This is a genomic window from Mesorhizobium sp. M0019, assembly GCF_040323975.1.
GTDB lineage: Bacteria > Pseudomonadota > Alphaproteobacteria > Rhizobiales > Rhizobiaceae > Mesorhizobium.
Genome location: NZ_JAMYVK010000055.1, coordinates 12989 through 36274 on the forward strand (window position 1 = coordinate 12989; position 23286 = coordinate 36274).

Below are 23286 nucleotides of genomic sequence, written 5' to 3' on the forward strand. Positions count from 1 at the left end.
TACTGTGCACGGCATGACGCTCGAAGAATTTACTGCTCAACTCAACGCCACCACTTTCTGGAAGGAATTCACTTTCTCTGGGACGCGGTTCTTTCCTCGTCCGAAGCATCAGGTCGAATTGGCGGACGGAATCGTCAAGATCGGCTCGTTGGCCCTGGTGTTCCAGCTCAAGGAACGGACCGAGGAGACCTCAGACCCGGAGGCCGAACGTCAGTGGTTCCGGAGGAAGGTACTCCGGAAGGGGACGGATCAGATCAAGGATTCATTGCGGTATCTGGCAGAGAACGAGGAGATCCGCCTCACGAACGAGCAAGGTCACGAGGTCGCCGTGAGAGGAGCCGATCTACAGGACGTCAAGAAGATTGTCGTCTTCCTCGCCGGACGGTCACTGCCTGAGGACTGCTGGAGCACCAAGTTTCACCTCTCGGCCACGGCCGGGTTCATTCACGTCGTCGCAGCGAACGACTACCTGGGCATATTGGACAAGCTGCGCGTTCCCGACGACGTGCGCCTGTACTTCGAATATCGAGAGTCAGTCCTGCCGCGGCTGCGTGAGGATGGCGTGGTCGTCGAGGAGCCCGACATCATGGTGGCGTTCCTTTCGGAGAAGGCCCTGCCAGAACCTGGATCGATCGAGAAGTTGCGTGCCTTCGTGCAGGACCTCGATGCATTCGATCTCTCAAACATCATGCGGGACCTCCAAGATCACATCGTCAACCTCGAAAAGAGCACAGACTATTACCGGATCTTGGAGGAGTTTGCTCGCGTCCCAAGATCTGTTTGGCGCGAGTTCAAGACGAGGCTCGTCATCTCCCTAGAGGCTAGTAGGACTGGTGATCCTCGTCGACCGTTTCGGTTCGCATTCGCAAAGTCGGATTGTACGTTCATGGTCGCTAGCCTCGACCCAGAATTGCCTGCAACCGGCGAGGACGGCACCAAAATGAGAACCAACGCCCTGGTGATGTTCACCAAGGCGGCCAAGTACGATCTCAAGACCCGAATCGGCGTGGGACTCCTGATCTCGAAGGACGCCGATTACTTCCAGCTTGACTGGTGCCTCGTCGACGAACCCTGGACGATCAACGCCAAGATGGAGCAACTGCTCGCGACCCCCTCGCTGTTCGGAGCTGCTCGCGAGAGGACGGTGGACAGCTTCCACTTCCGCGCCGACGGCGTGGCTGGCGTCTAGGCCCACCGACGCCGACCGGCTGCCGCATTCACCTGGCGCCCGGCCAATTTGCAGCGAACGACCTCGCTCCTTCGGTCTGGGAGGTCTCAAAATGGCGCGACCTCCAATCTGCGAGGTCGTCGAAGCCATGGACTTTACAGACTGAGGTTTGCGTTCACCTGAGCGACCGCACTGGCCCAGCCGCCGGCGGCCGCGCCGGAGACGGCATTGTAACTGCCTGCTCGGCGGTGAATTCGGATTCGATCGCGAGGATGTCGGCGAGTTTCGGCATCTTCCTGGCCGATGCGCATCCCAAGATCGCACGGATTCGAGCGCGCTCTTCCTGTTCGATGGTCATTTCATTTCTCCGGCGCCGCTGTTTTGGGAGGTTCGGGCGCGGGCTGGCGCATGGGCCCGGCGCTCGATTTGAACTTCGTCTGTCGGAAGATCGGCGTCCTCGAGGGTCTTAGCGGCCCAGCTCATTGCAAGGCCGTAGCATTGGCCCCATTCGTCGGCCCGGCGAGCGGTTCGCTGCGCTCGGCGCGTCAGCTTGCCAACTCGGATCCTCGAAATGGCGCCGGCATGAGCGAGCTTCCCAAGGCGCTGACCGACGCGACGATGATGGAGGCCAGTGTCGTCAGCGAGCTGCGTCACGCGTGCCGTGCAGAGCCGCAGATCGGGATGCCAGGATCGCACAAGGCTCTCAGCCACCTCAAGCGTGCGGGCTTCGCCCGGAAAGGCGATACGAACCGCCTCGAGCCAGTTTGCGGGGCTGAGGTCTGCGGGTTGGATGCTCATGCTGCACCGTCCCGACCGTTCGGCGTGTAACCAAAGCGGTGGAAATCGATCGCGAATTGAACCGCTGATCTGAACGACCGAATTTCCCGCAGGATCACCTCCTCTGAGAGATTGGCCGCTGCGAGCTGTTCCCGAAGCGCTTGGACCGCCGCGTACCAGAAGTCATCGCGAATCTTGCCTTCTCGGGATTCCAGGCCTTCTGCGATCCTCAAAACAGTCACCGTTCGGCGCGCCAAAGGAAATGGCATCACGACCTCGCCGACGGTCTGCTTCCGCCTCCGCCTCGTCACTCGCGTCATCGGGAAGGTGATAACGTTCAAGTCTGGAAACAGCCCGAGCGTCATCTCGATACCCTTCTTCTTGCAGTCTCTGACACAGATGATCGTGGTGCTTCGATCGAGGCGGGGAGCCCATGCGACCCCGCCGTCGTTACGAACTCGACCTCACCATTCTTGATTGTGCCGTACGATATCAGTGGGCTGGACGAGGTCGGCGGTGAACCGCCTCCTACCGCCTGCGCTATCTCGTCGATGGTTGCGCTTGCCACCGTCGAGTGGACAGGTGCGTCCGGAGACCCGAAGGGATATGTATCCATATCCCTAGTGACCGCCGAACCTGTCCGCGCGCCCTCCGCCGAACCTGTCCGCTCTGCATTGTGTGCGGGGTCCGCCGGACCTGTCCGCTCACGCTTCTTGCGCTCATAATAATAGCTCCGGCTGATCCCTTCAGCCTCCCATGGCTTTCCGGTTGATACCTTCGCGAGATACGATTCTCGGTCGTCAGAACCCTCCTGCCGACGCGCCTGCCGCTTGCGCTCGATGTCATCGGCTCGGGCTTTAGCGGCGACCCGGTCCCGCTGCTCTTCAATCGATATGTCGGCGCTGTTCATGGTCCTAATTTCCAAGGCTGATCTTTCCTGCCACGTCAGCCGTACAAGTCTGCCCGCGTCGGTGTCGCTTAGGTTGTACCGCCTTCCCTCGATGCGCATCCGCACGGGCTCGAACACATGGTCAAAGTCTGGCATCAGGTGCGGCGCGAAGCGCGCGCACCAACCCGCCAGCACAGATTTGAGGTCCGAAGGCCGCTTCAACGCGTTGGCCGCATGAGCCACGATCAGGATGAAAGGATCGGCATCGATCTCCTCTGGAATGATTTTTCCAAACCGCATCTGAACGACCTGTTCGATCTCCCTCATGCGAAGAAGCGCCTTGTCCCAGAATCCCCCCTCTGATCGCTGCTCGGCGATGACGCACTTCCCGGCAATGATCTTGCGTCCGGACCGTCTTGCCTTGCGCGACGAAGAGGAATATTTTCCGCTGGCTGATGTTTTCTGATCTGCCGCCGCGTCTGGTTCGCTCCCAGACCGGCGGTTTTCTTTTGGGTCATCGCTCATCATGTCAGCTCCCCGCATTGACACCGGAAGCGCGCACGCCCGAGCTTAGCGACGGGAACGCGGACGGTTGCGCGGTGGCCGCAGCGGCACGCGACCAGGCGGCTAACTGTGTCGCCTGGCGCCGCCATCGCGGCGTCGATCTCGGCTCGCATCTCGCTCTTGGGGATCCGGCGCTTGGGCGCGCCGATCGGCAGCATGGCGCCGTCGACGGGTTCGGCGGCTTGGCGCGCGACGCGCGAGCGGTCGCGCTGCAAATCCCATCGCCGACCAGTCATTGTCTCGCCCCCAACATCGCGCTCGCGCGATCGATCGCTGCCGCTGTTTGACTCGAGGAAAGCCCGAACCGGGCGGTCACCGCACCTGCGGACGTGTCCGCATCGAATGCTAGCCAGACCGCCGCAACCGCGACCAGCACATCGCCGATCTCAACATCAAGGCTTTCTTCATGGCCGCGGTGTCGAAACCCCGCGATCATCTCGCGGACGCGCTCGATCGAGAGTTCGGTCGCCTCAATGCCGGCCCTGATGATCGCAAGATCGGTTGCACCTGGCTCGAGCCGTCGCAGTTCGTCGAAGAAGTTGTGCGGGTTTGACCAGTTGTAGGCCGTGCTGAGCAGGTGGCCTACCAGCCGGTTGTGAAGGGCTGCGGCGGTCATCAGGCCGCCCTCGCCAGCCGCAGATTGTTCTGTCGGACGACGTCGAGTGCTTGCTCGAGGGTCAACCCGAACCGGCGCTGAAGCTGAGGAATGGCAGCGCCGCCGCGCTCGGCGCGCGGCGTCTGGGCCAACCAGGTTGCTGCTTCGGCGAGACTAGCCGCAGTGGGTTTGGAGGTGGCCGGCATCAGGCGGCCGCCTTGTCACGTTCTGCCGCGAACTGCTCGAGCGCCTTGCGCAGTTCACCGACGCGCCAGCGGTTTGTGCTGGCGCTGATTTTCAGTGGCCTGGGGTAGCGCCCGGCGTTGATGCCGCGCCACAATGTTGAACGATGGATCGGCGTGTTGCTACCGCCGATGAGGCGGCATGCGATAGCCTCGTCGACGAGATCGTCGTCGCTGAGGCTGGTCGGGACCTGTTGGGTTGTCTCCATAGTGTCGCTCCGTGTTTCGGCGACACTCAATGAAGATCAAACTCTGACAGCTTTCAAAATGGTGGAAAGAACCCGTTTTTGGGCGGGCGTTTCACCATGTCGGCCTTATATGCCCGGATTGCCGATGCCGCCGCGTCGGCGGTCGGTGCGACGGCCAGGACCGGAGAGCATGAAGCCAGCAAAAACCGGACAAGCGGTCCACTTGAGCTTTGCTCGTCAGTCTGACCGTCAGTTTTTGTGGATCTACCAACACGTCGCGCCGAATTCTCCCAAAACTCGATAAGCCGCGTCGACAATGCCGAGGGAATTTGAGGGCGCCTGCCTTTGAGAGATGGGTGTTCGTCTGCAATCTTCTCAACCCAATTCAGCAAAGTGACGAGGTGCCCCTCCAATGTCATAGGCGCACCCCTATCATCGAAATGTCCTTCGAGATCAAATTCCTGTGGTTGCAGCTCGTTGAGCAGTTGCTCAGCCAAATCTGCAAGCTTTGCATTTCGTGCGAGGTCCTCCCTCAATTCATCTTCAGAGTTACCTCTCCATTCGCCAACGATCCATTCGACGCGTCGGCAGTCGGGATGATCTCCATCAATGCCAAGGGCTTCAGCGATCGCGACCTTTTGTTCACCAGTGTATATGACATCAGCTTCGATTCTCACGCTGCGCCCCTTGAGCCGAGAGGGACGATCGCAGCGGCGCCGACGTTGATTCCGGCCAACCGATCAGCCCAAAGCACTAGGGCGTCCCTCTTCTCCCGCATGTAGTCGTATCGAGCGTACACACGACTGGTAATGCTGGCTTTGGTTGCGCTGACGTGATTCAGAACGTGACCGATGGTGAACGGTGAGATGCCGAGTTCTTCCATATGGGTCGCCGCGGTTCGTCGCAGATCGTGGGCAGTCCAAGGCGCTATACCCATGATCGTTGCCACGGTGCGCTTGATAACCTCCTCCCGCTTGATCGCCTTGGCGATCGCGGCGCCTGTAACCGCGGCACGGGCGCCGGGACCGGGAAATACGAAATTCGGGACTTCTCTGCTTTTGCGCTCGGAAAGTACCCTCACCTCCGCGAGCTGCTCCCGCACAATATTGATCGCCATATCGGACAGCGGTACGACGTGCTCGCGCTTGTTCTTCGATCGGGCGACCGGAATAGTCCAGACCCCGGCATCGAGATCAATCTCTTCGAGCGTCATGCCAGCGACCTCGCCTACGCGCTGCGCAGTGACAAGACAGATGCGGATTACACGGCGGGTTGATTCACGCATGTCCGCGTCGTTCAATGCAGACCACATCGTTCTGATCTCATTGGCGGATAGAACTCGGTCGCGCTCCACGACGACGGAAGGCTTCTTCATGCCTTCAGTCAGGTTCTCGTCCAGGTCGCCCCGCGCTCGAGCCCAACGTACCATCGCACGAACATCTTCGAAAAGCCGGTTGGCTTCGGTATGGGCACCCCGGTCCTTTACAGCGTCGATCGCCTTGGTGATGTCTCGCCGGTGCAGTTCCCCAAGCTTCACGTCGCCGATACAGCCGGCCGATCTCTCCTCAATCCTCTTGCCACCGGCGTCACGGCCGGAAACGTTCTTGCGAAGACGTCGGGCGATCTCGTCGCCCGACCGCTTCGTTGAGGCATGTCGCTTCAGGTAGTTGTCGACCATGTCGGCGACACTCTGAGACGCAGCCGTGGCCTTTTTGTCGGCGATCGGATCCCCACCATCGCCAACCTTGGCGCGGGTGTCCCGCGCTCTCTGGCGAGCGCCCTTCTCGCCCCCAAGCGGGATCTCCGGATAGCTGCCAAGCTTCAACCAACTGCGCTTCGCCGGCGGTCCGTAGACCACGTACCAGGACTTCGCTCCGGCTGCGGACGCACGAAGAACGAGGCCCTTCACGATGGTGTCGAAGTAGTCGACTTTCCGGCCGGAATTCACCTTCGCCGATTGGCAAAACTTATCTGACAGCTCAACCTGCGGCATGCGTCCCTCGACCAACCGGTCTGCGTGATCTACAGGATGATCTACACAAAACCGCGCGTCGTGTCGAGATATCGCGCGACAAGGTGGAACGTGAAACACCACGCGAGCCCATGCACAGAAAGGAGTATCTGCACTTCAGCCTGTCGCAAGACGCTGCACGTAGCGTCGGTGGGAAACCTCTGTTAACCGGTTGGTCGCTGGTTCGAATCCGGCCCGGGGAGCCACCGCCTCTTCTACGCCATAGCGCGATATTGCGCGCCAGCGTGCAATTTCTCCCTACGCGTCGATCTCGATAGTCCTGCTTCCAGAGTGTCAGAGCATCGAGGACCGATGAAATCAGGCGTAGAATAGCAGGCTCGCCCGCCCACGCCTATTCGGCGGCTACCGCGCGGAGATACTGATGACCGGCGGCTTCGCGCCCGAGTGCGCCGTTCAGCTCGCCGCGGCGGCGTCCGAACGTTGCCGCCCGTTATTACTTGCCGTCGCTGCCTCAACGACAGCAGCTTACAGACGGGCGCGAGGTGTTCGTGGACGGCGGATTGCATAGCTTTGAGCCTGCGCGCGCGAGGCGTCGCTGGGACAAAGCGGAGAGGCCTCGCGCCAGATCTGCACAGGCAAGATCTCAACGCCTACTCGGTTGAACATAATCCGCGTGGACGTCGCGCCTGCGGCGTTGCCTGAAGAATTTACCCCCGTGCCTCCTGCCGGTGGGGAGGCTTCGCACCGTTCGTGTCCTAGTTGTCAAGACCCCAAAGATCCGTGTTCCGTTTGAAGTACTCAATCAGCATCTCGGTGAGCACCCGCACTTTCCGCGTGGGATGCTGACCCGGCGGTCGGACGACATACGCGGCCCCCGGAGGTACCGGATAGCGTGTCATGATCGGGACCAGCGCGCCGGAGGCCACATATTCATGTGTGATGCAATCGGGGAGCCAGGCGATGCCGAGACCTGCCGCCGCCGCGGCGGCAAGCGCCGTGGCGCTATCGGCCTTGAACCTGCCCTGCGGCTGGATCGTAACAATCTTGCTGCCATTTATGAACTGCCAGGCTTCCGTTCCCTGCATGAGGGCCTGATGGGTGACGAGTTCGTCCAGAGTCTCGGGTGACCCGTGCACCTCGATATAATCCGGGCTTGCGACAAGCTTTCCATGGATCGGCCCGACGCGCTTCGCGATCAGGTTGGAGTCTTGAAGGTAGGCGCCCCGGATCGCGCAATCGAAACCTTCTGCGATGAGATCGACGAAGCGATCGCTGTAGGAAGTATGGATGTGAAGCTTCGGGTGCAGACGCGCCATTTCCGCGAGCACGGGGGCGAAGTGGGTCGCGCCGAAAGTAAGCGGCATGGCAACCCTCAGGCGGCCGCGCAGCTCACCGGTGGGGAGGATCGTTTCCCGAGCCGTATCGATCTCTGCGCTGGCCCGGGCCGCATGGTCTCTGAACGTGATTCCCGCTTCGGTGAGCGCGGCGCCGCGGGTCGTTCGTGCAAGAAGCTGGACGCCAAGTTCCGCTTCAACCCGAAAGAGCCGCCGACTGACGATTGACTTGGAGACGCCGAGCCGGCGCGCGGCGGCCGATACGCCCCCTGCATCGGCCACTGCGACGAATGTCTGTAGATCTTCGATGTCCAATTCAGCGTTCCTCATTTCGCGACACAGCTTGCCTGATTATGGCACTACTGCATCACCAAAAGGAACGGCAAATTGCGTCCAGGCAACGTCGCCCGCTGGCGCATGTCTCCCGTGAACCCATTGCCGTCCATAGCGGCAGAGAAAGATTGCCGTCCATGGCGGCAGAGAAAGGAAGTCTTGATGACCCCTCGCAACGGCCTTGATTCGCTTCTTCGTCCTGAAGACTCGGTACTCGTTCTGATCGACCACCAGCCTTACCAACTCGCGAACCTGAACAGCCACGATCCGCAAGCTGTGGTCAACAACGCGACCGCGCTGGCGAAGCTAGCAAAAGCCTTCAATGTTCCGACCATTCTCACCAGCGTGATCGCGGGTCGTGGCGGCATCCTCTTCAAGCAGATCACTGACGTCTTCCCGGGGCAGGAAGTGATCGACCGGACTTGGGTGAACACCTGGCAGGACGAGAAGGTGGTGGACGTGGTCAAGGCGACCGGCCGCAAACAACTGATTATCGCAGGCCTTTGGACCGAAGTCTGCGTCGCGATGCCTGTCATCCAAGCCCTCGGCGAAGGCTGGGACGTGTCCGTGATCACCGATGCGTCGGGCGGCGTTTCGACCGAGTCCCACCAGATCGCCATCCAGCGGATGATCGCGGCTGGCGCAAACATGATGACCGTGATGGCGCTCGCTGGCGAATGGCAGCGCGACTGGGCGCGCACCGAGCATGTCGAAGAGCTGACCGAGATTCTCATCCAGCACTTCGGCGGCAGCGGCATCGCCTTCCTGTGGGAGCAACAACTCCTCAAGACGCCTGTGCCGAGCGAAGGCTGATTCGGGCCGGGATGGCGAGCATTTCGGTGAGGGTCGGAATCGATCCGTTTGCCGGCCCTCGCCATCTCACCTCACAGGGAAGCCTTGTGATGCCGAACCCACCTTCACGAGCAGTCGCTCGTCGCACATCCTGGATAGATAGCATCGGGGATGCCGATGGCCGTGAGTTCAGCCGTGCGCACCTCGCCCGCCCTCGCGGTAGAGCGATGGCCCGCTCCCTGAGCGTCGGTGTCGGCCCGCCGGCGAGGCGTAGGGCTTCTGCGCCGTCCGGTCACGTTTGCGCATTTTTGGCGACTCTGGTGCATTCTGGTGTAGGGGTATGGCAAATTCGTATTTCTCAGCTTCATCGACTCCGGCGAGCCACCGTCTTTTCGACGCTAAGGCGCGATGCAGCGCGCCGCCGTGCGACTTTCTCCGCGTAACGATCTGGGTCAAGTTTCCACCAGCCTGGCGGACAGGAATTCGATGAAGCGCTGGGTCTTGGCTGGAATGAGGCGAGTTTCGGTGACGGCGTGAATGCTGACCGACGATCCCTGCCATTCGGGCAGGACACGCCGGAGCCTGCCCGAGGCCAAATCTTCGGCGACGATCTTCTCGGCAAGGAGGGCGATGCCCTGGTGGTTGACCGCCAGGGCGCGGATCATCCCGACGCTATTGACCGTGAAGCGGCCTCCAACCTCGACTTCGATCTTGTTCATCCCCTGATGCAAGGTCCAGATCTTCGGCATGCAGATGCATTCATGCTCCGCCAGATCCGCCGGTGTCGCCGGCTCGTCGGACGCTTCGATGTAGCCAGGAGATGCATAGAGGTGGCGCGCGTGGCGCCCGATCAGGCGAGCGATCAGGCTGGAGTCTTCCAGCTCGCCGATGCGGATCGCTACATCGAACGGCTCGGCCACCAAATCGACGCGGCGCGGGGTCAGGTCGAACTCGAAGGTGATGCCGGGATAGTGCCGCGCGAAATCCACGACGATCGGCGTCAGGTAAAGCGTGGCGAAGTCGACCGGGAGCGAGACCCGCAGGACACCGCTCGGCTGCTCCAGCATCGCGCCGAGCTGCTCGTGTGCGAGCCGTGCCTCGTCGACGATGCGCTTGCTTCGTTCGTAATAGAGCTGGCCGGCCTCGGTGAGCTCGATCCTGCGCGTCGTTCGATGCAGAAGCCTCAGGCCGATCGCCTTCTCCAGCGCGCTGATACGTCGCGACAGAGTCGAGTTGGGCATGCCCAGAGCCTCAGCCGCCTTTCGGAAGCTCCTCGCTCTCGCCACCTCCACGAACAGCGCCATGTCGTTTAAGTGGCTCACGCTATTGCTCCATATTTGGAATATTGATTTCACTTTTGCCGGATTTATCCCGACATTGGAATAGTAGACAAGCGCTCCAGCAAATGGAGATCCCAATGAGTCCCTTATTCACCCCTGTCCGCGTCGGCCGCTACACTCTGCCTAACCGCCTCGTCATGGCCCCGATGACCCGCAGCCGCGCCGGCTTCGACGGTATGCCGGGCGAGCTGGCCACCGAATATTATTCCCAGCGCGCCGGCGTCGGCCTGATCGTCACCGAAGGCACCCAGCCCTCGGATGACGGCCAGGGCTATCTTACCACCCCGGGCATCTACACGCCTGCCCATGTCGCCGGCTGGCGGAAGATCACTTCTGCCGTGCACGACAAGGGCGGCCACATCTTCATCCAGCTCATGCATGCCGGGCGCATGTCGCATCCCGACAATACGCTGCATCACCGCCAGGGGGTCGCGCCGTCCGCGATAGCGCCGGGGACGGGTATGTTCACCATGACGGGGATGCAGGACATTCCCACGCCGCGCGCGCTGACGACCGAAGAGGTGCGCCAGACGGTCGCCGATTTCCGCCATGCCGCGCGCTCGGCGGTCGAGGCCGGCGCCGACGGCATCGAGATTCACGGCGCGAACGCCTACCTGGTCCAGCAGTTCTTCGCGCCCAGCGCCAACACGCGCACGGACGAATATGGCGGGTCGATCAAGAACCGAGCGCGCTTCGCCATCGAAGTCGCCACGGCGATCGCCGAGGAGATTGGCGCGGACCGCACCGCGATCCGCCTGTCACCCGGGACGACGATATGGGGGATCGACGAAGGCGCCGAAGGGCCGGACCTCTACCGCTATCTGGTCGCCGAACTCGACAAGCTCGGGCTCGCTTACGTGCACATCATGCACCAGGGCGACGAGGCGCTGCTGGCCGATATCCGTAAGCTCTGGCACCAATCGTTGATCCTCAATCGGCCAAGTCGTCCGCGTGACCAGATCGGCGCCGACGTAGCTTCGGGGCTGGCCGATCAGGAGTCCTACGGCCAGATGGTCCTGGCCAATCCGGACTTTGTGGAACGGTTGAAGACCAATGCGGCGCTGAATGCGGCAGTCCAAGCCACTTTCTATGGTGGCACCGCCCTGGGCTACACCGACTATCCTGCTTTGAGCGCGTAAAGCGCAAGCAAGTAAATCCCCAGACGCCAGTAGTCCAATAGATGTCTCTTACCTGAGACGGACTGCCTAATGAAGTCCTGCACGGGGGGACTTCCAATCCATGTCTTCCACAGGAAGGAGAAACCTCTTGAACCCACCCGATGGCTTCAAAAGCGCCCCCCGCCGGTCTGAACCGCTTGGCTCCGGCCGGGCCCTACGTCTTCAAGCATATGGCGGCACAGAGAGCTTGAAAGTCGATTGGCTATCCGCCCCCGAACCTGGTCCCGACCAAGTGCTCGTCCAGGTCAAGGCTGCCGGAGTAAACGGAATCGACTGGAAAATCCGTGACGGCTACGTCCGCGACAAGTTCAAGTTATCTTTGCCCGCGACGCTTGGCATCGAAATGGCGGGGGTCGTGCTGCGGACCGGCTCCAACGTCGAAGGCGTGAGGGTCGGAGACCGGGTCATGGCCGCGCTGGGTGGCCTGGGCGCTTATGCTGACCATTTGCTGATAAATGCCGAAAAACTCGTCAAGACGCCTGCGGTCCTGTCAGACATCGACGCGGCGGCAGTACCGGTGGCAGCGATGACGGCATGGCAAGTCCTTCAGGTCGCCGATTTCGACCTTCGGGGGCGGCGGGTGTTGATCCACGGCGCGGCTGGTGGGGTGGGCAGCTTCGCCGTCCAGTTCGCCAAGACGGCTGGAGCGACCGTCTATGCTACAGCCTCAACCAAGAGCGTGGCCCATGTCCAAGCCTTGGGCGCTGACGAAGTGATCGATTACCAGAAACAGAACTTCGAGGTTCTTGCGAGCGACATTGACCTTATCGTCGATCTTGTCGGGGGCCAGGTCTTAGACAAATCTTGGTCGGTCCTATCGCCTGGCGGCATCCTGGCCAGCATCGCTGCAACTGATGTGGTTTCGCGCGCCCCGGCAGGCCGTCATGGCATCTGGTTGTCAGTCAAACCTGACACCGCGCGCCTAGCCACAATCGCTCAAGAGATCGCTGACGGCTCGCTGCGGTCCACGATTGCAGAAGTGGTCGGCTTCGACGATCTGGCATCCGCGATCGAGCGCAATCGCACCGGCCATGCTCCCGGAAAGATAATCTTAGACCTCACCAGGTGACTTCAGCTCATGGTAATCGTCCCTAAAGGGGGGACCGTCTGCATTCGGCTCATGTTGGGACGGCCGTGAACCACAGTTATGCAGGGCCTTTCCGCTCCGCCGCAAATCTCAAATGCGCGTTTTTTAGCCTTCCCTGACCGGCAGCGCCTTTTCACCGGAATCGACCGCCCTATTTTCGCCTCGACAGGTGGGTGGCTGCTTGCTGGACGAGTCCTTGCGGCGAGTACGGCATGTGCTTCGAGGTACCCCACATGAACTTCCACGATCGGCACCTATTGCGGTTGCGGGTGAACGGAGAGGATCACAGCCTTTCCGATCTCGATCCCCGCGTCACGCTGCTCGACCTGCTGCGCGAGCGGCTTCATCTGACCGGAACGAAAAAGGGATGCAATTTCGGCGAGTGCGGCGCCTGCACCGTGCATCTCGACGAACGGCGTGTGAATGCCTGCATGATACTTGCCGTGTCCTGCGAGGGACGCGAGGTCACGACGATCGAAGGGCTGGCAGACGGCGATGCGCTTCATCCCGTGCAGCAGGCGTTCATCGATCATGATGGTTTTCAGTGCGGATTCTGCACGCCCGGCCAGGTGATGTCGGCGGCGGCGCTGATCGAGGAGGGACATACCGGCTCCGATGCCGAGATCCGCGAATGGATGAGCGGCAATCTGTGCCGCTGCTCGGCCTATCCGCAAATCGTCGAGGCGGTGCGCGCGGCGGCCGGGAGGGTGAGCCAATGACCCCATTCGTCTACGCGCGCGCCGATAGCCTGGGCGACACGATCGCGGCCGGTGCGGCGCCCGACAGCGCCTTTCTCGCCGGCGGCACCGAATTGCTCAACTGGCTGCGCCTTGGCATTGCCGGGCCGGCGCGGATCATCGATATCTCCCGCCTCGACGGGCTGGATCAGGTCGAGGCACTGCCCGGCGGCGGCTTGACGATCGGCGCGCTGACGCATCTCAACGATGTCGCGCAGCATGCGCTGGTCATGCGCGATTATCCGGTATTGAGCCAGGCGATCCTCAACGCCGCATCGCCGCAACTGAGAAATCTCGCAACGATAGGCGGCAATCTGCTGCAGAAGACGCGCTGTGCCTATTTCCGCGCCGAAGAGCAGCTGCCATGCAACAAGCGTCAGCTCGGCTCCGGCTGCTCGGCATTGCATGGCATCAACGACAATCACGCGATATTCGGCTGGACCGAGGATTGCGTCGCCACCCAGCCATCCGACCCGGCGGTGGCGCTGGCAGCGCTTGATGCGGTCATCGTCACCGCGCACCGCAGCGGCGGCCGGCGCATTCCGGCAGCCGAATTCCACCTGCTTCCCGATACGCGGCCCGAGTCGGACAATGTGTTGCAGCAAGGCGAACTGATCACGGCAATCGAGCTGCCGGCGCCGGCGCCGCGATCGGCTTACCTCAAGGTGCGCGAGCGCGAATCCTACGAATACGCCATCGTCTCCGCCGCCGTTGTGCTGGAGATGGACGGCCAAATCATTCGTCGGGCTGCCCTGGCGCTGGGGTCCGTCGCGCTGCGGCCGTGGCGGCTGAGCGCCGCCGAGGAGCAGCTCGCCGGTGCCGAAATCGGCGATCGCGAGGCGTTGAGCACCGCTATCGAGCAATCCTTCGCCGAAGCGCGTCCCTTGTCGCAGAACGCCTACACGATCGAACTGGCCAAGACCGCCGCTTTGCGGGCGATCGAAAGAGCAGCGAGGATGCCGTCATGATGATCAGCCAGCCTGTTGCCCGCCCTGACGGCGGCGTCAAGGTGACCGGCCGCGCCCGCTATGCGGCCGACTATTTTGCCCCCGATCTGCTCCATGCGGTACTCGTGACCGCGCCCGTTCCCGCCGGCCGCGTGACATCGATCGTCGTCGACGATGCGCTCGCCGAGGAAGGCGTCGTGCGTGTGCTCACGCATGAGGACATGCCCAAATTCGGCCGGTTCGCATCGCCGAGGGCCGAGCCGGATACGCAGATGCAGCAGGCCGAAGGCCCGCCGGCAGCGCAGAGCTTCATGCCCATGCAGGGCGACGAGATACGTCACGAGGGTCAGCCGCTTGCCATTGTGCTGGGCGAGACGCTGGAGGCGGCGGAGGCCGGTGCCCGCCGCGTCGCATTGCGCTACGAGTTCGCCGAGCCGGAATTGCCGGCACCGCCGGAGTGGACCGCCATCGACAAGGCTGCGGTCGTGCCGAGGGAGAGCGGCTTCCTGTTCCTGGAGCCGACGTTTACCAAGGGCGAGGTCGACCGCGGGCTTGCTGACGCTGCCGCCATGGTCGAAGCCGTCTACCTGCAGCCGTCGCGCCATCACAACGCCATGGAGCCCTCGGCGACGCTCGCCGAATGGAATGACGGAGAGCTGACGCTGCACGACGCCACGCAACACGTCTACGGTGTCCGCCAGGTGGTTGCCGCCCGCATGAATGTCTCGGCCGAGAAGGTCCGCGTGATTTCCCGCCATACCGGCGGCGGCTTCGGCGGCAAGGGCTGGATCTGGCCGCATCAGGTGCTGGCCGCCGCCGCCGCGCGCATCATGGAGCGCCCGGTCAGGCTGGCGCTCAGCCGCGCCAATGCCTATTCCTGCCTCGGTTATCAGCCGCGCATGGCACAGAAGATCGTGCTGGCGGCGGACAGGTCGGGCAAGCTGACGGCCGTGCAGCAGGACGTGGTCAACCTGACCACCGTGACCGACGATTTCGTCGAGTTCGCCACCGAAGCCTCGAAGGGTCTCTACGCCACGCCGGCCATGCGTCTCAGCCAGCGCGTGGAGCGCGCAAACGTCGCCATGCCGACGCCGCTGCGCGCGCCGGTCGAGGGTCCGGGCACCTGGGCGCTTGAAAGCGCGATGGACGAGCTCGCCCACCGCCTCGGCATCGATCCGCTCGACCTGCGTCTGGTCAACTATGCGGACACGGATCCGGCCACCGGCCAGCCCTGGTCGTCGAAGAAGCTGCGCGAGGCTTATGAGGAAGGCGCCCGCCTGTTCGGCTGGCGCGAGCGCTCGCGCAAGCCGCAACGCGACGGCGACTGGCTGATCGGCTACGGCATGGCGACCTGCAGCATGGGCTGTTTCCGCAACCCGACGCCTGCAGCCGAGGTCAGGTTGCACCGGGATGGCACGGTGCTCATCCGCACCGGCACCCAGGACATAGGGACCGGAACACTCACCATCTTTCCGCAGATCGCGGCCGACGTGCTGGGCCTGCCGATGGAGAGGATCGAGTTGGAAATGGGCGATACACAGCTGCCGGAGGCGGGGCCGACCTATGGCTCGTCATCGACCATGGGGGTGGGCGCGGCGGTGCTTGCCGCTGCCGAAGATGCGCGTTCGCAGCTTGCCCGTCTTGCCAATCTGCTGCCGGACGAGGTGGAGATGCAGGACGGCAAGATTCGCCGCAGAGGCGCTGCCGGCGGTCAGACGATCGCCGACGTGATGAGCCATACCGACATCGGCGAGATCACCGGCTCCGGCTCGTTCGATCCGGCGCAGCATGGCAAAGGCCTCGCCATGCGCACTTTCGGCGCGATTTTCATGGAGGTCGGCGTCGATCCGGGGCTCGGCCTGCTCAGGCTTCGTCGCGCCGTCGGCAGCTACAGCGCCGGCCGCATCGTCAATCCCCGCACCGCACGCAGCCAGATGACGGGCGGCATCATCTGGGGCTGGGGCATGGCGGCAATGGAGCAGAGCAGGCACGAACCGGTGCTTGGCCGGTTCCTGTCGAAGAACCTTTCCGGGGTTGCCATTCCGGTCAACGCCGACATTCCCGGCGACATCATAATCCACTTCGTCGATGAGGTGGACGAGCATGCCAGCCCGATCGGCGGCAAAGGCATCGGCGAACTCGGCGCCACCGGCGTTGCCGCTGCTGTTGCCAACGCCGTCTTCGACGCCACAGGCAAGCGGATCCGGGAGTTGCCGATCACGCCGGAAAAACTGCTGTAGAAGGATCGGCCCGCGGAAGCGTCTGCTCGACGAGGTTGACGTAATAGCGCATCACCGTCGGCACGATCTCGTCGTTGAAAACGTAGCGGTCGCCGTGCAGGCCTTCGCCCGGGCCGACCTCGCCGGCACCGATCCACGCATAACAGCCGCTGGCGTCGCGGATCATGAAAGCGAAATCCTCGCAGCCGAGACTGGGGCTGAACTCGGTCAAGACATTCTCCCGGCCGACGACGGAGGCGGCGGCCTCGACGGCGCGGGCCGTCGCATCCGCCGTATTGATCAGCGGCGGATAGCCCTTCCTGTAGTCGAGCCTGGCCTTGAGCGAATGCGCGGCGGCAATACCTTGTGCGATCTCGCCGATCAGCCTCTCGCAATGGTCGGAAAGGCCGTGCTCGAAGAAGCGGCAGGTGCCTTGCAGCCAGACCTTGCCCGGCACGATGTTGCCGACATTGCCGCCATGGATCTGCGTGATGCTGACGACAAGCGCGCTCTGCGGGTCGACCGAGCGGCTGACGATGCGCTGGACGGCTTGCACGAAGGCGCTGGCGGCCAGGATCGGGTCGTCGCCGAGCTGCGGCATGGCGGCATGAGCGCCAAGACCCTCGAAGGTCAGTTCGAAATTATCGACGGCCGCCATTTGCGGCCCGACGCGGGCGGCGATCGTCCCCAGCCTGATGCCCGGCCAGTTGTGGACCGCATAGACCGCTTCGACCGGAAAGCGCTTGAACAGGCCGTCCTCGATCATGCGCATGCTGCCGCCCTCGTTTTCCTCGGCCGGCTGGAAGATGAAAGTGACGGCGCCGTCGAAGGCGCGGGATTCGCTGAGCAGTTTGGCGGCGCCGAGCAGCATCGCGGTGTGGCCGTCATGGCCACAGGCGTGCATCACGCCCTCTCTCCTCGAAGCATAGGGCAAGCCGGTTTTCTCCAGCACCGGAAGCGAGTCGAGCTCGGCGCGAAGGCCGATGGCGCGCGTTCCGTTACCGCTGCGCAGGACACCGACGACGCCGGTGCCGCCGATCCCCTCATGCACCTCGTCGACGCCGAAAGAGCGCAGTTTCTCTGCAACGAAACGGGCCGTTTCGTATTCATTGAATCCGAGCTCCGGATTGGCATGGATACGGTGGCGCCAGCCTATAACCTCTGGTGTCAGCGCGGCGACGGGGTCATTATGCAGCATGATGCCTCCTTTCCGCCGACAAAAAGCGGCTTGGTTTGCCAGCCATAGAAGGCCCGGCGAGAGGCGTCTTGAACCGGATTGACCATGGCAAGGACAAACGAAGCGGCAGAGACCGGGAAATACTGGCGCCATCCGTGCTTTCCCGACCTTGGCCTGTTCGAGGCGCGCTTCACCCAGCACCGCTACGACCTGCATACGCACCCGACCTATGTGATCGCCCTGATCACCTCCGGCTGCGAGCGCATTCGCATCGGCCGTCAAAGCGTTCTCGCTCCGGCGGGCGCCATTGCCGTCGTCAATCCTGAGGAGTGGCATGACGGCGAACGCGGGGCGGATGAAGGCTGGGCCTACCGGACGTTTTATCCTTCGGTGCCGATGATGAGCGCGCTTACCCGCGAACTCGGCCGCGACGGCGCTCCAGTATTTTCGCGCGCGACTATCGAAGACAGCATTCTCGCCGCAGCATTGACGGCAGCGCACCAGGGCTCGACATCCCCGGACACAATGACGGCCGAGACGTCCCTGCTCGTGGCGCTGAGACGGCTGATCGTTCGGCATGGCGACTCGAGCGGACAGGCCGAAGAGATCGAAAGCTCCGGATCACAGCGAAGATTTTCGATCTACCGCGATCTTGTCGAAAGCGAGCTTGGCTCACAGCTCGATCTCAAGCGGCTTGCCGGCGCGGCTGGCGTGACCCGGTTTCAGATCATCCGCGACTTCAACAAGGTAATTGGCCTGACGCCGGCGGCCTATATCCGCGACCGGCGATTGCGCCGGGCGAGCGCGCTGATCGAACGGGGATTTGGCCTTGCCGATGCCGCCATCGCGGCAGGTTTCGCCGACCAGAGCCATCTGTCCCGTACATTCCGGGCCATGCATGGCATGACGCCAGGCATGTTCAGAAGAGCGGGATAAGGCGCTCCTGAACAGACAAGCTTGCGCGCCAATGCTTGCTGCGCAATGCTGACGCAGCTCGGGGGGAATCATGCGAAAAATCTTGGCTTCGACGCTGCTGCTCGCGGCAGTTCTATCCGCAACGGCTGCCCAGGCGCTGGACGCCAGCGGCACGCCGGTTGTCGTGACCCCGCTTGCCTCTCGCACCGAGACTGCATCCGGCCAGCCGATCACGCTGCCGCAGAAGAACGTCCAGGTCCTGGTCTCGGCCTATCAGATCGCGCCGGGCGCGACCTTGCCGGTCCACAAGCATCCGTTTCCGCGCTATGCCTATGTCGAGGCCGGCACGCTTCAGGTCACCAACGTCGAGACCGGCAAGAGCAACACCTATCAAACAGGTGATTTCATCATCGAGATGATCGGGCAATGGCATCAGGCGACCAATGTCGGCGCCGATCCGGTCAAGCTGCTGGTCATCGACCAGGTCGAAGAAGGCACCAAGAACACGGTGTTGCGCCAGTAGCTGCCACGTCTGAAAACGGCGTCCGGGCGGATCCAGCACGGCGCGTAACAGCCGTCAGAACGCGAATCCCTCCGGCAAATTGTGATTCCAATAGCCTTCCTCGACAAGTTCACTTATGCGCCAGCCCTCGGACGTGCGTACGACGCGGTCTCGATACCAAAGCCCCTGGAAGAAGACCTGCCTTTTGCCTTCGCCGAGGTCGACCACCATCGGGCATGAACAATGCACGCGCGCGCTGGCCTCATCCCCTCGGAGATCCAGAAGGATTGTCGAAATGGCGTGCTGCGAGATCAATATCTTCGAAAGGGCGCCTTTCATGTAAGCAACATGCTCGTCCACACCGCTCCTGATTCCACCTGTTACAGTGTCGTCAAGCACGGCATCGGGTGTGAATATTTTGCGATAGGCTTCCCAGTCGCGATCGTCCACCGCATAGCAATAGCGAACAAGCAGCTGTTCGATCTCAAGCCTATCGGAAACCTCCTGCAATGAAAGGGTCATGTCCTGTCTCCGCGGTTGGCGGCACTAATGCCGCATGCGCCAAGCCTGCCCCGACATTTCGATCAATATTCACGTTGCCGATGCCCCGAGCAACCTCGCCGCGCGATTGGGCATGCGCTAACCCGAACACTCATTTGGCCTCCGCCTTTACCCGGCCGGCAGCGGCGGCCAGCACGGCGCGATCCCCCTCTTCGTACAAGCGGCGGATGGAGATTGCCTTGACGCGCCAGCCTTCCGGCGTCCGCACCAGCCGGTGGAGATAGCTGCCGCCGACCGTCCAGAACCGCCCGTCGATCCAGTGGGCTGCGCGGACATGGCTGCGTGCGACCGCGTCATTGCCCGCGCCCTCGACGGTGATGTTGGTGATGAGGTGCTGGGTGGCGTCGAAGCCCGGCAGCAGCCCTTGCCATTGGGCGATCAGCGCGTCGCGGCCGCTGGTCGTGACCTCGCCGCCGAAGAGGCTGGTATAGTCGGTCGTGACACGGGCCGCGAAATAGGATCTGACCCGGTCCCATTCACGCAGATCGGCATAGAGGCCAATCCCGGCAATCGCTTCCGCGATAGCGATCCTGTCGTCGACCGTCAGCGCATCTCCCGATGCGCTCGAGGCGGGCGTCGAGACCGCGGAAATCATCGCAGCGGAAACCACCGAGACCAGGACATGCCGGCGGGTGACGAGGCTCATTGTCCCGCCTCCCCCGCACCGCCCAGCGTTGCGCGGAAATGCGCGGCGACGGCATCGCTCGCCGCCTTCACCGGCGCGGCACGGTCGTAGAAATCGAACTGGGTGACGTTGTCGAGCCACAGCTCCCGCCTGGAGCTGGTCAGCCGCGCGTAAAACTTGTGCGCACCCTGCGGAATGGCAGCCGCCTCGCTGTGCACCATCAGAAAAGGCTGGTTCAGGCGCGGAGCCGCCCGGATCGCATCGAACCCCAACCAGCCGCGCCAGAACGCCGGATCGGCCTCGTTGCGCCAGGCCGGGAGCATGCCGCGATCGGGCTCGGTGTAGTAAGGCACCTTGAACATGACCGCGCGCTCGTCGGTCAGGCTCGCGGCCGGCAAGAACGTTTGCTTGCCGGTGCGGCGATACTCGGTCTCGGCCGCATCGCCGGCGGCTTCAAGCCTGGCGACGCCGTCGTTGCCGCCATAGGTCTGCTCGACCACTTCGGCATCCTGCAACCAGGGCGCAACGAGGGCGACCGACTTGATCGCGGCGTTTCCTGCCGCGGCGGTGACCATATAGCCGGAGCTGGCGCAAATGCCGAGCCCGCCGATGCGGTCCTGATCGGTCTCGGGCCGGGTCGCGAGATAGGCGACCGCCGCTTCGATGTCGGCGATCTTGGCGTTAGGATCCTCGTACTGGCGGCGCATGCCGCCGCTTTCGCCCCAGCCGCGAAAATCGAAGGTCAAGGCGACGAAGCCGCGATCGGCCATCTCGCGGGCGTAGCGGGCCGGCATCTGTTCCTTCACCGTCATCCAGGCGCCGGTCACGACCAGCGCCGGCCGAGGTTTTGCCGCGTCCAGATCCTCTGGCAAATAGAGCTCGCCGACAAGCTGCTCACCATGCGAGGAGAATGTGACGCGCTCGACGCGCGGTGCGGCGACGGCATTGGAGGCGGCGAGCGCGGCGGTGGTTGCTACGGCAAGTGTCAGGGTTTTAAGCATCGCAAGTCTCCTTTGGCTTGGAGTGAGAAGCGCTGCGCGTTGCGAGAAAGACCGCCGTCTCAGCGCTGGCCAGCCAGTCGGCCGGGCAGCGGCTTCAGCGGGTAATGCGCCCAGTAGAAGGCGTCCGACTGGTACATGTCGGTCAAAAAATTCTGTGCCTCGGCGATCTTGCCGTCCTGGATGCGAAACATCAGCGCGTAGAGCTGGTCGATCTCGGGACCTGAGCCGACATTCGACCAGCCGCGATGGACGTCGACGACGAGGTCGCCCTGCGCCTGGAAGAAGATCGGCCCGGCCTTGAATTTGCCGTCGGCCAGGCCGCGGAAGAAGGCGACCACCTCGTCCGGCCCGCGCTTGTCGCCGGCGAGCGGATGATGGCCGGGAATGCGCCACACGATGTCGGACGCAAGGAAGGACCGGACGGCCTCGGGATTGCCGGTCGCGTAAGCTGCGTAATAGTCCTTGACGAGCTGGATATTGCGATCTTCCAGCGGACCGCCGTGCGCCGAGGCGGCAGACGCCGCCAGAAGAGCGCCGGCGGCGAGCGAAGCGAGCCTGGTCATCGGTCCTTTCTCCCTGCCTGTTCGAGCCACGCAACAGCGAGCCCGTTCGTCGAGCCCAACATGAGGCTTTTTGTTCGCCGGAAAAACCAGTAGAGTTCGACAGGGCTATTTGGAAAATCCTTACAATGCGCCTCGACCAGTTCAGCGGCATCGTCGCCTTCGTGAAAGTCGCCGAGGCCAGGAGCTTCACCCGCGCCGCCGCCGAGCTCGGCGTCGCTCCGGCCTCGTTGAGCGAGGCGGTCAAGGGGCTCGAGGAGCGTCTGGGGGTGCGGCTGCTCAACCGCACGACCCGCAGCGTTGGCTTGACCGAGGCTGGCGCCCACTACCTCGACCATGTGCGCCCGGCAGCCGAAGACATCTGGGCGGCTGGTGCGGCTCTGCGCGAGAGCCGCGATCGTCCCGCCGGAACACTGCGGCTCAGCCTGCCGTGGATCGCCGCTCCGCTGCTGATCGAGCCGCTGATGCGGCCGTTCATGGATGCTTATCCCGAAGTGCGGCTCAATCTGATCTTCGACGACAGCTTCGTCGACATTGCCGCCGAGGGCTTCGATGCCGGCCTGCGCATCGGCGAGCTTCTCGAGAGAGATATGATCGGCGCGCGCCTGGGCGGGCCCCTGCAGATGGTCGTGGTGGTCAGCCCCGATTATCTGGCGCGCAACGGCACACCGAAACGGCCGGCAGACCTCGCCGCCCATCGCTGCATCGCATTCGCCCTCACCCGCACCCGCACGATTTCACCCTGGGAGTTCATCGTGGAGGGACGCGAAGTCGCATTCACGCCGGACGCATGTCTGGTCGTGAACACGCTTCCGCTGTGCATTACCGCCGCCGCGCAAGGGCTTGGCCTCGCCTTCGCGGTCGAGGGCCTCGCCGCGCCGCTTCTCGCCTCAGGCGCGCTGGTCAAGGTGCTGGAGCCTTTCTGTCCCGCTTACGAGCCGCTCCACCTCTATTATCCGAGCCGCCGCCTGGTACCGCCGAAGCTGCGGGCCTTCATCGACTTCGTCCGCGCGAATTCGCACAAGCTGCGGATCTGATGTGGCTTTTCGAGAACCCGGCCCCGTTCAGCCCCAGGCGCCGACCATCTGCCTGGTGGTTGCGTTGAGCCGGTTGAATGCGTTGATCAGGGCAATCTGGACGACCAGGGCGGCAAGCGCCTTTTCGTCATAGTGCCGGGCGGCCTCGTCCCAGACTGCATCCGGCACCGGATCCGGCCGGTCGGCCAACCGGGTTGCCGCCTCGGTCAGCGCCAGTGCGGCGCGTTCGGCGTCGGTGAAGTAAGGTGTTTCGCGCCAGGCTGACACGGTGAAGACGCGCTCGTCCTTTTCGCCGGCCTTCTTCAATTCGCGCGCATGCATATCGATACACACGCTGCATCCGTTGATCTGGCTGGCGCGTAAATGGACGAGCTTGCGCGTCACATAGGACAGGTCGGCAGTCTCTGTCGACTTGTCCAGCGGGAGCAGCGCCTGCAAGGCGCCGGGAATGAGCATCACCGGGTTTTTCAATCGTGCTTGCATAGTAGTCTCCTTCGGGCGTGTTTTTTCAAGCCCGGACGACGAACATCCGGGGTCTCGATATTT

General features: G+C 62.9%; 28 protein-coding genes. 11 read left to right on the forward strand and 17 right to left on the reverse strand.

All coding sequences use genetic code 11. The features are described 5' to 3' along the window. Nucleotides 1-13 precede the first annotated feature (13 nt). A complete protein-coding gene (locus NKK47_RS28975) occupies nucleotides 14-1189 on the forward strand; it encodes a hypothetical protein (protein WP_352579185.1) in 1176 nt (391 codons plus the stop codon). Between the two features lie 154 nt (nucleotides 1190-1343). On the opposite strand, the gene NKK47_RS28980 is transcribed toward NKK47_RS28975, so the two are convergent. Next, nucleotides 1344-1526, reverse strand: coding sequence for a hypothetical protein (locus tag NKK47_RS28980; protein ID WP_352579186.1), 183 nt, complete (start codon nucleotides 1524-1526; stop codon nucleotides 1344-1346). Between the two features lie 50 nt (nucleotides 1527-1576). On the opposite strand from NKK47_RS28980, the gene NKK47_RS28985 reads away from it, so the two are divergent. After that, entirely contained in the window at nucleotides 1577-1996 is a 420-nt protein-coding gene (locus tag NKK47_RS28985) for a hypothetical protein (protein ID WP_352579187.1), read from the forward strand. On the opposite strand, the gene NKK47_RS28990 is transcribed toward NKK47_RS28985, so the two are convergent. The 9 genes from NKK47_RS28990 to NKK47_RS29030 all read right to left on the reverse strand — a co-directional run bounded on the left by NKK47_RS28990 (nucleotide 1963) and on the right by NKK47_RS29030 (nucleotide 8044). Continuing rightward, the gene (locus tag NKK47_RS28990; protein ID WP_352579188.1) at nucleotides 1963-2310 is read right to left on the reverse strand and encodes a DUF6074 family protein; all 348 of its coding nucleotides are present in this window, start codon (nucleotides 2308-2310) and stop codon (nucleotides 1963-1965) included. The two genes, NKK47_RS28985 and NKK47_RS28990, sit on opposite strands and share 34 nt — an antisense overlap. After that, nucleotides 2307-3362 (reverse strand): hypothetical protein, encoded by a 1056-nt coding sequence (locus NKK47_RS28995; protein WP_352579189.1) that lies wholly within the window; start codon nucleotides 3360-3362, stop codon nucleotides 2307-2309. Before NKK47_RS28995 ends, NKK47_RS28990 begins: the two co-directional genes overlap by 4 nt. Then, entirely contained in the window at nucleotides 3359-3634 is a 276-nt protein-coding gene (locus tag NKK47_RS29000) for a hypothetical protein (protein ID WP_352579190.1), read from the reverse strand. Before NKK47_RS29000 ends, NKK47_RS28995 begins: the two co-directional genes overlap by 4 nt. Next, a complete protein-coding gene (locus NKK47_RS29005) occupies nucleotides 3631-4014 on the reverse strand; it encodes a hypothetical protein (protein WP_352579191.1) in 384 nt (127 codons plus the stop codon). Before NKK47_RS29005 ends, NKK47_RS29000 begins: the two co-directional genes overlap by 4 nt. Next, nucleotides 4014-4199, reverse strand: a complete 186-nt coding sequence (locus tag NKK47_RS29010) for a hypothetical protein (RefSeq protein WP_352579192.1) — start codon at nucleotides 4197-4199, stop codon at nucleotides 4014-4016. The genes NKK47_RS29005 and NKK47_RS29010 overlap by 1 nt, the downstream gene beginning before the upstream one ends. Continuing rightward, complete coding sequence (locus tag NKK47_RS29015; protein WP_352579193.1) at nucleotides 4199-4444, reverse strand: helix-turn-helix transcriptional regulator; 246 nt, start codon at nucleotides 4442-4444, stop codon at nucleotides 4199-4201. Before NKK47_RS29015 ends, NKK47_RS29010 begins: the two co-directional genes overlap by 1 nt. Before the next feature lie 53 nt (nucleotides 4445-4497). After that, nucleotides 4498-5100 (reverse strand): hypothetical protein, encoded by a 603-nt coding sequence (locus NKK47_RS29020; protein ID WP_352579194.1) that lies wholly within the window; start codon nucleotides 5098-5100, stop codon nucleotides 4498-4500. Beyond that, the gene (locus tag NKK47_RS29025; RefSeq protein WP_352579195.1) at nucleotides 5097-6416 is read right to left on the reverse strand and encodes a tyrosine-type recombinase/integrase; all 1320 of its coding nucleotides are present in this window, start codon (nucleotides 6414-6416) and stop codon (nucleotides 5097-5099) included. Before NKK47_RS29025 ends, NKK47_RS29020 begins: the two co-directional genes overlap by 4 nt. 734 nt (nucleotides 6417-7150) lie before the next feature. Continuing rightward, nucleotides 7151-8044, reverse strand: coding sequence for a LysR family transcriptional regulator (locus tag NKK47_RS29030; RefSeq protein WP_352579196.1), 894 nt, complete (start codon nucleotides 8042-8044; stop codon nucleotides 7151-7153). 180 nt (nucleotides 8045-8224) lie between these two features. Here NKK47_RS29030 and NKK47_RS29035 point away from each other — a divergent pair, with 180 nt between their 5' ends. Continuing rightward, nucleotides 8225-8875: a hydrolase gene (locus tag NKK47_RS29035; RefSeq protein WP_352451920.1), complete on the forward strand. Its 651-nt coding sequence runs from the start codon at nucleotides 8225-8227 to the stop codon at nucleotides 8873-8875. A 431-nt stretch (nucleotides 8876-9306) separates the two neighbouring features. Here the strand turns inward: NKK47_RS29035 and NKK47_RS29040 are convergent, their stop codons facing one another. Continuing rightward, entirely contained in the window at nucleotides 9307-10176 is an 870-nt protein-coding gene (locus NKK47_RS29040; RefSeq protein WP_352579197.1) for a LysR family transcriptional regulator, read from the reverse strand. A gap of 83 nt (nucleotides 10177-10259) precedes the next feature. On the opposite strand from NKK47_RS29040, the gene NKK47_RS29045 reads away from it, so the two are divergent. From NKK47_RS29045 to NKK47_RS29065, 5 genes are all read left to right on the forward strand, one after another. Next, nucleotides 10260-11333: an alkene reductase gene (locus tag NKK47_RS29045; protein ID WP_352579198.1), complete on the forward strand. Its 1074-nt coding sequence runs from the start codon at nucleotides 10260-10262 to the stop codon at nucleotides 11331-11333. Nucleotides 11334-11460: 127 nt separating this feature from the next. Next, entirely contained in the window at nucleotides 11461-12441 is a 981-nt protein-coding gene (locus NKK47_RS29050; RefSeq protein ID WP_352579199.1) for an NADP-dependent oxidoreductase, read from the forward strand. Between the two features lie 251 nt (nucleotides 12442-12692). Further along, nucleotides 12693-13178, forward strand: coding sequence for a (2Fe-2S)-binding protein (locus NKK47_RS29055; RefSeq protein ID WP_352454534.1), 486 nt, complete (start codon nucleotides 12693-12695; stop codon nucleotides 13176-13178). After that, a complete protein-coding gene (locus NKK47_RS29060) occupies nucleotides 13175-14164 on the forward strand; it encodes an FAD binding domain-containing protein (protein WP_352579200.1) in 990 nt (329 codons plus the stop codon). Before NKK47_RS29055 ends, NKK47_RS29060 begins: the two co-directional genes overlap by 4 nt. Then, nucleotides 14161-16383, forward strand: a complete 2223-nt coding sequence (locus NKK47_RS29065; protein WP_352579201.1) for a xanthine dehydrogenase family protein molybdopterin-binding subunit — start codon at nucleotides 14161-14163, stop codon at nucleotides 16381-16383. The genes NKK47_RS29060 and NKK47_RS29065 overlap by 4 nt, the downstream gene beginning before the upstream one ends. On the opposite strand, the gene NKK47_RS29070 is transcribed toward NKK47_RS29065, so the two are convergent. Further along, the gene (locus tag NKK47_RS29070) at nucleotides 16361-17560 is read right to left on the reverse strand and encodes an amidohydrolase (protein WP_352579202.1); all 1200 of its coding nucleotides are present in this window, start codon (nucleotides 17558-17560) and stop codon (nucleotides 16361-16363) included. The two genes, NKK47_RS29065 and NKK47_RS29070, sit on opposite strands and share 23 nt — an antisense overlap. 84 nt (nucleotides 17561-17644) lie before the next feature. Between NKK47_RS29070 and NKK47_RS29075 the strand changes: the two genes are divergently transcribed. Both NKK47_RS29075 and NKK47_RS29080 read left to right on the forward strand, forming a co-directional pair. Beyond that, the gene (locus NKK47_RS29075) at nucleotides 17645-18475 is read left to right on the forward strand and encodes an AraC family transcriptional regulator (protein WP_352579203.1); all 831 of its coding nucleotides are present in this window, start codon (nucleotides 17645-17647) and stop codon (nucleotides 18473-18475) included. 70 nt (nucleotides 18476-18545) lie between these two features. Beyond that, the gene (locus tag NKK47_RS29080; RefSeq protein ID WP_352454539.1) at nucleotides 18546-18977 is read left to right on the forward strand and encodes a cupin domain-containing protein; all 432 of its coding nucleotides are present in this window, start codon (nucleotides 18546-18548) and stop codon (nucleotides 18975-18977) included. A 54-nt stretch (nucleotides 18978-19031) separates the two neighbouring features. On the opposite strand, the gene NKK47_RS29085 is transcribed toward NKK47_RS29080, so the two are convergent. The 4 genes from NKK47_RS29085 to NKK47_RS29100 form a co-directional block, all read right to left on the reverse strand. After that, entirely contained in the window at nucleotides 19032-19478 is a 447-nt protein-coding gene (locus NKK47_RS29085; RefSeq protein ID WP_352454540.1) for a nuclear transport factor 2 family protein, read from the reverse strand. 130 nt (nucleotides 19479-19608) lie between these two features. Continuing rightward, complete coding sequence (locus NKK47_RS29090) at nucleotides 19609-20163, reverse strand: nuclear transport factor 2 family protein (protein ID WP_352454541.1); 555 nt, start codon at nucleotides 20161-20163, stop codon at nucleotides 19609-19611. Further along, complete coding sequence (locus NKK47_RS29095) at nucleotides 20160-21143, reverse strand: alpha/beta hydrolase (RefSeq protein WP_352500888.1); 984 nt, start codon at nucleotides 21141-21143, stop codon at nucleotides 20160-20162. Before NKK47_RS29095 ends, NKK47_RS29090 begins: the two co-directional genes overlap by 4 nt. A gap of 59 nt (nucleotides 21144-21202) precedes the next feature. Continuing rightward, on the reverse strand, nucleotides 21203-21706 hold the full coding sequence (locus tag NKK47_RS29100; RefSeq protein ID WP_352454543.1) for a nuclear transport factor 2 family protein: 504 nt from the start codon (nucleotides 21704-21706) through the stop codon (nucleotides 21203-21205). 125 nt (nucleotides 21707-21831) lie between these two features. On the opposite strand from NKK47_RS29100, the gene NKK47_RS29105 reads away from it, so the two are divergent. After that, nucleotides 21832-22740: a LysR family transcriptional regulator gene (locus NKK47_RS29105; RefSeq protein WP_352454544.1), complete on the forward strand. Its 909-nt coding sequence runs from the start codon at nucleotides 21832-21834 to the stop codon at nucleotides 22738-22740. 27 nt (nucleotides 22741-22767) lie between these two features. Here the strand turns inward: NKK47_RS29105 and NKK47_RS29110 are convergent, their stop codons facing one another. After that, nucleotides 22768-23223, reverse strand: coding sequence for a carboxymuconolactone decarboxylase family protein (locus tag NKK47_RS29110; protein WP_352579204.1), 456 nt, complete (start codon nucleotides 23221-23223; stop codon nucleotides 22768-22770). Between the last annotated feature and the right edge of the window lie 63 nt (nucleotides 23224-23286).

Excerpts from the sequence above, each read along its gene's own strand:
- NKK47_RS28975 (WP_352579185.1), top strand. The coding sequence starts at position 14 with ATGACGCTCGAAGAATTTACTGCTCAACTCAACGCCACCACTTTCTGG.
- NKK47_RS28980 (WP_352579186.1), bottom strand. The coding sequence starts at position 1,526 with ATGACCATCGAACAGGAAGAGCGCGCTCGAATCCGTGCGATCTTGGGA.
- NKK47_RS28985 (WP_352579187.1), top strand. The coding sequence starts at position 1,577 with ATGGGCCCGGCGCTCGATTTGAACTTCGTCTGTCGGAAGATCGGCGTC.
- NKK47_RS28990 (WP_352579188.1), bottom strand. The coding sequence starts at position 2,310 with ATGACGCTCGGGCTGTTTCCAGACTTGAACGTTATCACCTTCCCGATG.
- NKK47_RS28995 (WP_352579189.1), bottom strand. The coding sequence starts at position 3,362 with ATGATGAGCGATGACCCAAAAGAAAACCGCCGGTCTGGGAGCGAACCA.
- NKK47_RS29000 (WP_352579190.1), bottom strand. The coding sequence starts at position 3,634 with ATGACTGGTCGGCGATGGGATTTGCAGCGCGACCGCTCGCGCGTCGCG.
- NKK47_RS29005 (WP_352579191.1), bottom strand. The coding sequence starts at position 4,014 with ATGACCGCCGCAGCCCTTCACAACCGGCTGGTAGGCCACCTGCTCAGC.
- NKK47_RS29010 (WP_352579192.1), bottom strand. The coding sequence starts at position 4,199 with ATGCCGGCCACCTCCAAACCCACTGCGGCTAGTCTCGCCGAAGCAGCA.
- NKK47_RS29015 (WP_352579193.1), bottom strand. The coding sequence starts at position 4,444 with ATGGAGACAACCCAACAGGTCCCGACCAGCCTCAGCGACGACGATCTC.
- NKK47_RS29025 (WP_352579195.1), bottom strand. The coding sequence starts at position 6,416 with ATGCCGCAGGTTGAGCTGTCAGATAAGTTTTGCCAATCGGCGAAGGTG.
- NKK47_RS29035 (WP_352451920.1), top strand. The coding sequence starts at position 8,225 with ATGACCCCTCGCAACGGCCTTGATTCGCTTCTTCGTCCTGAAGACTCG.
- NKK47_RS29045 (WP_352579198.1), top strand. The coding sequence starts at position 10,260 with ATGGAGATCCCAATGAGTCCCTTATTCACCCCTGTCCGCGTCGGCCGC.
- NKK47_RS29055 (WP_352454534.1), top strand. The coding sequence starts at position 12,693 with ATGAACTTCCACGATCGGCACCTATTGCGGTTGCGGGTGAACGGAGAG.
- NKK47_RS29060 (WP_352579200.1), top strand. The coding sequence starts at position 13,175 with ATGACCCCATTCGTCTACGCGCGCGCCGATAGCCTGGGCGACACGATC.
- NKK47_RS29065 (WP_352579201.1), top strand. The coding sequence starts at position 14,161 with ATGATGATCAGCCAGCCTGTTGCCCGCCCTGACGGCGGCGTCAAGGTG.
- NKK47_RS29070 (WP_352579202.1), bottom strand. The coding sequence starts at position 17,560 with ATGCTGCATAATGACCCCGTCGCCGCGCTGACACCAGAGGTTATAGGC.
- NKK47_RS29075 (WP_352579203.1), top strand. The coding sequence starts at position 17,645 with ATGGCAAGGACAAACGAAGCGGCAGAGACCGGGAAATACTGGCGCCAT.
- NKK47_RS29080 (WP_352454539.1), top strand. The coding sequence starts at position 18,546 with ATGCGAAAAATCTTGGCTTCGACGCTGCTGCTCGCGGCAGTTCTATCC.
- NKK47_RS29085 (WP_352454540.1), bottom strand. The coding sequence starts at position 19,478 with ATGACCCTTTCATTGCAGGAGGTTTCCGATAGGCTTGAGATCGAACAG.
- NKK47_RS29090 (WP_352454541.1), bottom strand. The coding sequence starts at position 20,163 with ATGAGCCTCGTCACCCGCCGGCATGTCCTGGTCTCGGTGGTTTCCGCT.
- NKK47_RS29095 (WP_352500888.1), bottom strand. The coding sequence starts at position 21,143 with ATGCTTAAAACCCTGACACTTGCCGTAGCAACCACCGCCGCGCTCGCC.
- NKK47_RS29100 (WP_352454543.1), bottom strand. The coding sequence starts at position 21,706 with ATGACCAGGCTCGCTTCGCTCGCCGCCGGCGCTCTTCTGGCGGCGTCT.
- NKK47_RS29105 (WP_352454544.1), top strand. The coding sequence starts at position 21,832 with ATGCGCCTCGACCAGTTCAGCGGCATCGTCGCCTTCGTGAAAGTCGCC.
- NKK47_RS29110 (WP_352579204.1), bottom strand. The coding sequence starts at position 23,223 with ATGCAAGCACGATTGAAAAACCCGGTGATGCTCATTCCCGGCGCCTTG.